Source organism: Corynebacterium sp., assembly GCF_012837295.1.
Classification (GTDB): domain Bacteria; phylum Actinomycetota; class Actinomycetes; order Mycobacteriales; family Mycobacteriaceae; genus Corynebacterium.
Genome location: NZ_DURI01000262.1, coordinates 1 through 8,997, shown reverse-complemented (window position 1 = coordinate 8,997; position 8,997 = coordinate 1). Strand labels below are relative to the sequence as shown.

General features: G+C 68.1%; 9 protein-coding genes and 1 riboswitch. Of the genes, 5 read left to right on the top strand and 4 right to left on the bottom strand.

What is annotated here, in order from left to right:
- The first annotated feature begins 190 nt into the window (after window positions 1-190).
- A complete protein-coding gene (coaE, locus tag GX015_RS08670; protein ID WP_291344396.1) occupies window positions 191-1,057 on the top strand; it encodes a dephospho-CoA kinase in 867 nt (288 codons plus the stop codon).
- A 31-nt stretch (window positions 1,058-1,088) separates the two neighbouring features.
- Here the strand turns inward: coaE and GX015_RS08665 are convergent, their stop codons facing one another.
- The gene (locus GX015_RS08665) at window positions 1,089-2,084 is read right to left on the bottom strand and encodes a LysR family transcriptional regulator (RefSeq protein ID WP_291344394.1); all 996 of its coding nucleotides are present in this window, start codon (window positions 2,082-2,084) and stop codon (window positions 1,089-1,091) included.
- Window positions 2,085-2,154: 70 nt separating this feature from the next.
- Between GX015_RS08665 and GX015_RS08660 the strand changes: the two genes are divergently transcribed.
- The 3 genes from GX015_RS08660 to GX015_RS08650 all read left to right on the top strand — a co-directional run bounded on the left by GX015_RS08660 (window position 2,155) and on the right by GX015_RS08650 (window position 5,200).
- Window positions 2,155-3,288, top strand: a complete 1,134-nt coding sequence (locus GX015_RS08660) for a putative sulfate exporter family transporter (protein ID WP_257995856.1) — start codon at window positions 2,155-2,157, stop codon at window positions 3,286-3,288.
- Between the two features lie 70 nt (window positions 3,289-3,358).
- Window positions 3,359-4,642 carry a hypothetical protein gene (locus GX015_RS08655; RefSeq protein WP_291344391.1) on the top strand — a complete coding sequence of 428 codons (1,284 nt, stop codon included), beginning with the start codon at window positions 3,359-3,361 and terminating at the stop codon, window positions 4,640-4,642.
- A gap of 72 nt (window positions 4,643-4,714) precedes the next feature.
- The gene (locus GX015_RS08650; RefSeq protein WP_291344389.1) at window positions 4,715-5,200 is read left to right on the top strand and encodes an FABP family protein; all 486 of its coding nucleotides are present in this window, start codon (window positions 4,715-4,717) and stop codon (window positions 5,198-5,200) included.
- On the opposite strand, the gene GX015_RS08645 is transcribed toward GX015_RS08650, so the two are convergent.
- From GX015_RS08645 to GX015_RS08635, 3 genes are read right to left on the bottom strand one after another with little or no spacing between them, the layout of a single operon-like run.
- A complete protein-coding gene (locus tag GX015_RS08645) occupies window positions 5,190-6,005 on the bottom strand; it encodes an ABC transporter ATP-binding protein (RefSeq protein WP_291344388.1) in 816 nt (271 codons plus the stop codon). The genes GX015_RS08650 and GX015_RS08645 overlap by 11 nt on opposite strands.
- Window positions 6,002-7,045, bottom strand: a complete 1,044-nt coding sequence (locus tag GX015_RS08640; RefSeq protein ID WP_291344386.1) for an iron chelate uptake ABC transporter family permease subunit — start codon at window positions 7,043-7,045, stop codon at window positions 6,002-6,004. Before GX015_RS08640 ends, GX015_RS08645 begins: the two co-directional genes overlap by 4 nt.
- A gap of 11 nt (window positions 7,046-7,056) precedes the next feature.
- Window positions 7,057-7,908, bottom strand: coding sequence for an ABC transporter substrate-binding protein (locus GX015_RS08635; protein ID WP_291344384.1), 852 nt, complete (start codon window positions 7,906-7,908; stop codon window positions 7,057-7,059).
- Window positions 7,909-8,176: 268 nt separating this feature from the next.
- Window positions 8,177-8,311: riboswitch (cobalamin riboswitch) on the bottom strand.
- Window positions 8,312-8,414: 103 nt separating this feature from the next.
- Between GX015_RS08635 and GX015_RS08630 the strand changes: the two genes are divergently transcribed.
- Window positions 8,415-8,997 (top strand): DEAD/DEAH box helicase family protein (locus GX015_RS08630; protein WP_291344383.1); only part of this gene is annotated, 583 nt, incomplete at its 3' end.

Below are 8,997 nucleotides of genomic sequence, written 5' to 3'. Positions count from 1 at the left end.
CCGGGGCCTTTTTGGCCGCGGTGGGCGGGACGTCGCGGGGGCGCGGGCGTTTCCGGGTTGGGTCGCTTGGCGACGGATGTCGGCCGGCGGTCGTCAAGCAACGGTGACGTTTCTCTCAAATGTGTTGCGCCAGGCGCAAAGTCGCGTGCCTTTATCTCGTGTGTCCGCCGCATGGCATATGGTGACGGGCATGTTGAAAGTTGGATTGACCGGAGGAATGGGCAGCGGCAAGTCGTCCGTGGCCCGGCGACTGCGCGAGCTCGGCTGCGTCATCATCGACGCCGACGCCATCGCCCGCGAGATCGTCGAACCCGGTCAGCCGGCGTTGCGGGAGCTGGTCGACGCGTTCGGTCGCGACATCATCGACTCCGAGGGCCGCCTGTTGCGCAGCAGGCTGGCCAATCGGGCGTTCACGTCGAAGGAGAAGACGGCGATGCTCAACGCGATCACGCACCCGCGGATCGCGGAGCGCACCGCCGCGCGGTTCGCCGAGGCCGGTGCGAGGGACATCGTCGTCCACGACATGCCGCTGTTGGTGGAAAACGATCTGGCGGCGGATTGCCACATCGTTCTCGTGGTGCATGCGCCGGTGGACGTGCGGGTCAAGCGTCTGGTGGAGAGCCGTGGCGTCGACGAGGCCGATGCGCGCCGTCGCATCGCCGCGCAGATCTCCGACGAAGAACGGCTGGCGGCCGCCGACGTCGTCATCGACAACTCCGGAACCGAGCAGGCGCTGATCACGCAGGTCGACAAGATCTGGCGCACCCGTCTGGTGCCCATGACCGGCATCGAGGGCCTGGTGGAGCCGCAGCCGGTGCGCCCGCCCGGCCGCATCGACCGTGAGGTGGCCCGCGTGACGCGTCAGTTCGGCGTCGGCGTCGTCGGGTCCGTGCTCAGCGGCAACCGGCTGGTACTCACCCTCGACGGCGAGCCGCAGATCGGCGACGCGCCGTATAAGCACGTCGGCGCACATTGGGAAAGCCTCGACCCGGGAAATCCGGTGTCGTTGGTCCGCCAGAAGACTCCGGACTTCGACGACCGGGTTGCCGGCGCCTGAGGGATCTCCGACGGCGGCCCGACGGCTTTTCTCACCGTGACGCGATGTCGATGAGCTCCCTCGCGTTGCGGCCAGGGCCGCCGGTTCCTCGCCACACCGCGCGGATGTGGCGGTGGAGATCGAGCCGTTCGTCGACGTCGACGACGACAAGTTCACCGTGGGCCACCGCGTCTGCGACGGCGAGCTCGCTGAGCACTCCGGGTTCGCCGCCGGCCCGCACGATGGCGGCCACGGCGGCGTTGCTGCCGAGTTCGACTGCGGGCGGCGCGGGGTTCCAGGGGGCCAGCGCCCGGTCGTGGAACGTCCTCGTGCCCGAACCGGGTTCGCGCAGGACGAGGGGAGTGGCCGCGAGTTCGGCGGCCGTGACCGGGCCGAGGGCGAATTCCCCGGTCGGCGGCGCATCCGCGGCCGAGCCCACGGCATTGCGGCCGCGCCCCGCCCAGGGGTGCCCGGGGGCGACGACCACGACGAGGTGATCGTCGGCGATCACCGTCGCGTTGAGGTCCTTGCGGGCCAGGGGCGTTTCCACGAAACCGATGTCGCACGTGCCTGCGAGGACTTCGTCGAAGACCCGCTCGGAATTGCGCACTCTCAGGCCGACGTCGGCGTCGGGATGTCGCCGCCGGTACGTCGACAGCCACCCCGGCATGAGGTGTTCGGCGACGGTCATGCTCGCCGACACCCGCAACGGGGCCGAGTCGTCGGCGAGGAGGGACGTGACGTCGCGCCGGAACGTGGCGGCGGCGTCGAAGAGGGGAGCGGCGGCCGCGATCACGGACTTGCCCAATGCCGTCGCGGTGGATCCCCGCGGGCTGCGGTCGAGGAGCGGCGCGCCGAGGGTGTCTTCGAGGGCGGCGATGGCGCGGCTGACGTTGGGTTGCGCCATTCCCGTCGCCCTGGCCGCGGCCCCCAGGCTCCCGAGTTCGTCGGCGGCGGCGAGCAACCGCAGGCCGATGAGGTGTTGGGCGGTGAAGTGCATCGCGGCGAGGTCGGGCTGACGGTCGGCTGCGGTCGGATGGACGGTCATATCAAAATCGTATGCCCTCGGACGGATTCGGCGGCTACCGGATCTCCTGCGGGTGGTCGACACTCGTGGTGTGTCCTTGAAAATCACAGCGCAGTCCCCGACGAACGTCCTGCCCGGGTTGGCGCTCGCGGCCGCGGGGGTCGCCGCCGCGTACGTGGTGGCCGAGCCATTTTCGGTGCTCAGTCCGATGGTCGTCGCGGTCGTCCTCGGCGTCGTCGTCGGCAATGCGGTTCGTGTGCCCGCCGCCGTGGATCCGGGCCTCGCCGTCGCCGCGAAGCAGGTGCTTCGGATCGGCATCGCCCTGTTGGGCCTGCGGTTGTCGCTTCACGACGTCGCCGACCTGGGGGCGGGAATGATCCTCACCGTCATCGCCGTGGTCGTCGGCGGAATCGTGGCCGGCGTGGCCATCGGGTCGGCGCTCGGCATCGACCGTCGGCTGCGGCTGCTCATCGCCTGCGGTTTCTCCATCTGCGGGGCCGCGGCCGTCGCGGCTTTGGCCGGCGTTCTCGGCGCAAACGACGAAAGCGGGGAGGGGCGGTCGTCGCAAAGCAACGGCACCACGGAAGGCGGAGGAGAAGGTTCCGGTGCCGGACTGCGCGAATCCGTGGTGACGGCCGTGGCGCTCGTGGTCATCTTCGGCACGCTCATGATCCCGCTGCTGCCGGCGCTCGGGCACCTTTTCGGGCTCGACGACATGATCATCGGCATGTGGGCCGGCGCGTCGGTCCATGAGGTCGCCCAGGTCGTGGCCATCGGCGGGGTGATCGGCGGGCCGGCACTGGGAGCGGCGGTCATCATCAAGCTCGGCCGCGTGCTCATGCTCGCACCGGTCATGGCTTTCATTTCGATCGGCGAGCGCCGGCGCATTCTCGCGGCCGGATCGAGCTCCGCCGGAGAACGCGGAAAGAAGGGGGATGCGAGCGGCGACGTCGGCGAGATGACGTTGCCGCCGATCATGCCGTTGTTCGTCGTGGGCTTCCTGGCGATGGTCGTCGTGCGTTCCACCAGGGTCGTTCCGCAGGGCGTCATCGATGTGGCCGGCGTCGCCGAGCAGCTGTTTCTCGGCGCCGCGATGTTCGCGTTGGGGGTCGGGGTCAAGTTCTCGCTGATCCGGAAGGTCGGGGCGGCTCCGTTCGCCATGGCGGCGCTGGTCACCGTCGTCGTCGCGGGCATCGGCCTTGTCGGGGTGCTCGTCGTCGGCTGATCGATGCGTGTGACGTGCGCAGCTGCGGCGTAGTTGAAAAAGGTTTGCAACAAATGCTCTAATGCAATCCATGTTCAACAACAAGATTGCGGTCGGCACACTCGCCGCCGCCTCGCTCTTCCTCGCCGCCTGCTCCTCCGATGACGACGTCGCCGCCGATGGTGCCGAGGGCACCTCGGGGGACGTGGCCCGCACTCCGGCCGTGACTACCGCGACCACCGCCGCCGATGTCTCCGAAACCCGCAACGCCGAGGCTCGGCTGGCCATCAGCTACGACGGCGGCGTCATGGTGCTCGATGCCGGTGACCTCGATGCGGGTGAACGGCCCGAGGTGCTCGCCGAGCTGCCCGCCGAGGGCTACCTGCGCCTCAACTCCGCCGGCGACGGCCGCCACGTGTTCGTGTCCACCGACGAGGGCTTCCGCGCCCTCGACATGGGTTCGTACTCCAAGCCGCATGGCGACCACTCGCACCACTACGCCGGAGACCCGCTGTTCACCGGCTTCGGGGTCGATGCGGCCAAGCCGGGCCACGTCGTCGCCGGCGACGACGCCGCCGTGCTTTTCGACGACGAGACCGGCGACGTCACCACCCTGCGGCTGACCGGCATGGACGCCATCGATCACTTCCGCGTCCCCGCCCACCACGGCATCGCGGTGCTCGGCGAGGACGGGACGTACATGGTCACCATCGCCGACGATGACGGCAAGCGCACCGGCGTCGCCCAGGTCGACGCCGACGGCAAGGAGCTCAAGCGCTTCGAGGAGTGCCCCGGCGCGCACGGCGCCGAGGAAACCGCCGCCGGCGTCTTCGTCGGTTGCGCGGACGGCGGCCTGGTCTATCGCGACGGCGAGGTGACGAAGGTCAAGTCGCCCAACGCGTACGGCCGCATCGGCAACCAAGCCGGTTCCACCGAGTCGAAGTACGTCCTCGGCGACTACAAGTCGGACGAGAAGGCCGCCGAGAACGACGAGCTGGAGCGCCCCGAGAAGGTCTCCATCATCGACGCCGAAACCGGTGAGCTGAAGCTCGTCGACCTGGGCACGTCCTACACGTTCCGTTCGCTGGGCATGAACGACGACGGCCTGGCCGTGGTGCTGGGCACCGACGGCAAGCTGCACCTCATCGACGCGGAGCAGGCGAAGGTGGTCAAGACCATCGACGTCATCGACGCCTGGGAGGAGTCCGAGGAGTGGCAGGACCCGCGCCCGGCGCTGGCCGTCGAGGGCGACGTCGCCTACGTCACCGATCCCGCCACCAAGAAGGTCCACGTGGTCGACCTGAAGGGGGAGGCGAAGACCCTCACCGCCGACCTGCCGGAGACCCCGGACGAGCTGCTGGCGACGCAGGGGTAGCGGCTTCGCCCGCCGCCGACAGGGGTGCGGCCGCGGGCGAGGTCCGGCGGGGAACTCGGTACCCTCGGGGGCATGAACCTTCATCCCCTGATCGCCGAGTTCGAGTTCCTCATCGGCACGTGGAAGGGCCCCGGTCGCGGCCATTACCCGACCATCGACTCCTTCCGGTACAACGAGACGCTGACCTTCGCGTCGATCCCCGGCAAGCCTTTCCTGCGCTACGAGCAGAAGACGGCCGGGGCCGAGAGCCGGCCGATGCACACCGAATGCGGCTTCTTCCGGCCGCTCGGAGACGGCCGCGTCGAATTCATCCTGGCCCAGCCCACCGGCCAGACCGAGGTGCTCGAGGGGCGGGTCGAGGCCGGTGCGGACGGTGAACTGAGCATCGTCATGGACCAATCGACCGTGGTGAACTCCGGAACGGCCAAGCAGGTCGACGCCACCGCCCGGACCTGGGTGCTCGACGTCGGCCGCACGGAACTGGTCACCGAGTTCGGCATGGCCGCCGTCGGCCGGCCGATGCAGCAGCACCTGGTGAGTGAGCTGATCAAGCAATAGATGGTGTGTCGAGGCCAATGGCTCGCGCCGCCGCAGGGTCGAGGAAACTCACGGTGGGCCGGCCGTTCTCGGCGCCGATCACGGCGGTCACGCCGAAGACGGACTCGATGAGATCCCGCGTAAGCACGGACTGCGGCCCACCGTCCGCGACTACCCGCCCGCCGTGCAGAACGATGATCCGGTCGCAGAACATCGCCGCCAGATTGAGGTCGTGGAGTACCAGCACAGCCGTCGCGGGCGAAGACCGTACGAGGTCGAGGACCTCCAGCCGGTGCCGAATGTCGAGGTGATTCGTCGGTTCGTCGAGGATGAGCGCCGGCGTCTCCTGTGCGAAGGCGCGGGCGATCGAGCACCGTTGGCGCTCGCCGCCGGATAGTTCGCGCCAGCGGCGTCCGAGCAGGTGCTCGACGTTCGTCGATCTCGCGGCGGCGTCGATGATTTCCCGGTCCCGTGGCCCCGGTCCACGCCACGACGGGTGGTGGGGGATCCTCCCGAGCCCGATGATGTCCCGCACGGAGAGGTCCCAGGGCACTCCGCCGGATTGCTCCACGACGGCGAGCCTCTTGGCGACGTCGCGGCGGGGCAGCTTCGAAACGTCGTCGTCGCCAACTTTGGCGGTGCCGTCGTCGGGAGAGAGCAGTCCGGACAGGACCCTCATGAGCGTCGTCTTGCCGGATCCGTTGGGTCCGATGATGCCCACCTTCTCACCCGCTTCGGCGGTAATCGAGACGTCGTCGAGAATCGTCGCTCCTCCGGCGGACACCGTGATGTTCGCGCATCCGATGGCTACGGGGGCGTTCGTCATCGCGTGCTCTCCTTTCGCGAGGCGTGAAGCAAAACCGCAATGAACGCCGGCACGCCGATGATGGCGGTGAAGACGCCGACGGGAATCTCTTGTGGTGCGGCGATGGTGCGGGCCAATGCGTCGACCCAAACGAGCAGAATTGCGCCGACGACGACCGTCATCGGCAGCATTGTGCGGTGCACCGGGCCGACCAGAATTCGTGCGATGTGCGGAACGACGAGCCCGACGAAACCGATCGCTCCGGAGGATGCGACGAGCGTCGCCGTCACCGCCGCAGTGAGCGTGAGCAGGAGAAATCGCAGTTTCGCCACGTCGACGCCGAGGGCGGCGGCGGAATCTTCGCCGAAAGTGAAGGCATCCAGGTGAGCCGATCGCGCCATTGCGGCGATCGCGGCGACCCCGACGACGCAAGCGGCGATGAACACGTCCGCCCATGAGGTCGATGCCAGGGAACCGAGCATCCAGAACAGCACGCCGCGGGTCGTCTCCGCGTCGGCAGAAACCATGACGATCAGCGAGGTCAACGCGGAAAAGAGCTGGGTGGCGGCCACTCCGGCGAGTATGATTTTGTCCGTGGTGCCGCCCGCGAGACGGGCCAATCCGAGCATCATCGCGAAGGCGGCGACGCCCCCGATGAAGGCTCCGCCGGTCAACCCGACCGTGGCGACGCCGGCTCCGAGGACGATGACCGCGACGGCGCCGACCGACGCCCCCGAACTGATGCCGAGGATGTACGGATCGGCCAGTGGATTGCGCAACAGGGATTGAAGCAGCGCCCCGCAAAGCGCGAGCCCCGCGCCCGCAAGCGCCGCGAGCAGCGCGCGCGGGACCCGGACCCTCCACACCGCCGCGGCCTGCAGCTCGGAAACCCCATCCGGCATCGAGCCGATTCCGAGGTGGTGGGCCACGACGCCCCATACCTGGCCGGACGTGACCGGCAAGGGCCCCAAGGTAATCGTGTACGACACTGACGCGAGCAACACGGCCAACAGCAACGCCGCGATTGCGATGGGCACCCAGGTGGCCTTCGCCGTGGGCATGACCTTCAGCATCAACCGAGCAACCCGAATTCCGCGAGCTTCGCCGCGACCGTTTCGATGCCGTCGACCGTGCGGATGGACGGGTTCAGATCGGCGCCGGGAAGGGCGATGTAGCGCTTCTCCTTCACGGCCCGCAATTGCGAGGCCACGGGATGGGACTCGAGGAACTCGATCTTCGCCTTCGCGGATTCGGCGGTCTGGGACTTCCGGGTCAGGTCGCCGATGACCAGGACATCCGGGTCCTGGGCAGCGATCGCTTCCCAACCGATCTGGGGCCATTCCAGGTCCGAATCGGCGAAGGCGTTCTCGACGCCGAGTGCATCGGCGATGATCTGGGGAGCCCCGACCCCGCCCGCCATGTACGGCGCCTCGGAGTTCGCGAACCAAAATGCCGCAGTCGTACCGGGGGCGGCCTTGTGCGCCGATGCGGCCTTCACTCGGCTTTCCAGTTCGGTAATGAGGGCTTCGCCCGCTTCGACTTCGTCGAAAAGTACGCCGAGGTCCCGGACGTCCCGGTAGATCGCGTCCATCGACAGCTTATTCTCGCGGGCGCCGTCGCCATCGAAGTTGGCCTTGGAACACTCGGTCGACGCCAGGTACGCGGGCACACCGAGCTCGGCATACTGATCGAACGAGCCGGAACCGGTGTCATCGAGGGTGTTGTGGAAGGAGGCGGCGACGAAATCCGGTTCGGCGCCGAGGACAGTCTCGAACGACGGGTTGTCGTCGGAGAGTCTCGGAATGTCGGCGTTGGCCTCGGCGAGGTTTTCCCTCACCGGGTCGGTCCAGGTGCCGGTGCCGGCTACCCGATCGTCGAGCCCCATGGACAAGAGGATCTCCGTGATGCCCTGGTTGAGAGCCACCGCGGATTCGATCGGCTCGTCGATCGTGATTTCTCGGCCGCAATTGGCCAGGGTAACGGGGTATGCCCCGGTCGTTTCGTGGGGTGCCGGCTTTCCGGCAGAGTCACCGACGTCGCCTGCGGAACAGGACGTCAACGCCAATGCAACCACTGCGAGTGCGCTGATGGTGCTCACCGGGGAGCGGAACGGGAAACGCGATGCAGTCACGTACGGACCTGCCTTTCGGTCGGGACCCTTTCGCGGGGTCCGGGGATGACCACCCCGGGGAATAACGCCGGGATGCGCCAGCGGGTATCCGGACTCGAGGCGAGTTTCGCCCCATACCGTTGCGCGACAGTCCCGGATTCGCACCGGGTTCCCCGCGGGGTAGTGACCCCGCAACGCTGGCTGGAAGTGAAGATAGCCTGTGCTTGCAGACGGCACTGCATCGGCCCTGATCCGGCGAGAGGAGCCAGCGTGCGGCGAACGGGTGTGCGATGGTGGCCGGGCGCTTGTAGGCTGTGCTCATGGCCTTCGCAGCAGAACAACCGGTCGTCGCCCATTCCGAGTTCCGGCCCGTCGGGGAGATCGAGCGCGCCGGCGGAGACTTCGAGGTCATCAGCGACTTCGAGCCGTCCGGTGACCAGCCCCAGGCCATCGCCGAGTTGTCCGAGCGCCTGACCCGGGGGGAGCGGGAAGTGGTGCTCATGGGCGCCACCGGCACCGGCAAGTCGGCGACGGCGGCGTGGCTGATCGAAAAGATGCAGCGGCCGACGCTGGTCATGGCGCCGAACAAGACGCTGGCCGCCCAGCTGGCCAACGAACTGTCCTCGCTGCTGCCGAACAACGCCGTCGAGTATTTCGTCAGCTACTACGACTACTACCAACCCGAGGCGTACATCGCGCAGACGGACACCTTCATCGAGAAGGACTCGTCCATCAACGAAGACGTCGAGCGCCTGCGCCACTCCGCCACGTCGGCACTGCTGTCGCGGCGCGACGTGGTCGTCGTGAGCTCCGTGTCCTGCATCTACGGCCTGGGCACGCCCCAGTCCTACCTGGACAGGTCAGCGATGCTGCGCACCGGCGACGAGGTCGACCGCGACGAAT